Source organism: Vogesella mureinivorans (assembly GCF_007644035.1).
Classification (GTDB): domain Bacteria; phylum Pseudomonadota; class Gammaproteobacteria; order Burkholderiales; family Chromobacteriaceae; genus Vogesella; species Vogesella mureinivorans.
Genome location: NZ_VMTV02000452.1, coordinates 1 through 448 on the forward strand (window position 1 = coordinate 1; position 448 = coordinate 448).

The 448-nt window shown below is 69.4% G+C and carries 1 protein-coding gene; it reads left to right on the top strand.

What is annotated here, in order from left to right:
• On the top strand, nucleotides 1-448 hold a 448-nt coding region (locus FLQ44_RS23675), incomplete at both ends, for a protein kinase family protein (RefSeq protein ID WP_500692547.1).

Below are 448 nucleotides of genomic sequence, written 5' to 3' on the forward strand. Positions count from 1 at the left end.
CCTGGTCCAGCGCGACGACCGCGCGGTCCTGCTCGATCTCGGGTCGGCTCGCGAAATTCTTGGCGATCGCGAACAGTGCGTGACGGTAGTGGTCAAACCCGGCTACGCGCCGCTCGAACAGTACTCCGGCGAGTTCTCGCTGCCGCAGGGTCCGTGGACGGATGTCTACGCCTTTGGCGCAGTACTGCACTTCGCGGTGACAGGCACGCCTCCGCAGGCGTCGATCTCGCGCGTGATGAAGGACTCCCGGCCGCTGCTGGCGGAGACGCCGCGCGCCGGCTTCAGCACTCGCTTCCTGCAGGGAATCGACGCAGCACTGGCGCTGCAGCCGGCCGACCGGCCGCAGTCCGCAGCCGAGCTCCGCGCGCTGCTGGCCTTCGATGAGGTGCAACCGACGGGCGCGGATCGCGAAGCGGTGGAGCGGGCGCTGGACTCGCGGCATGTGGAC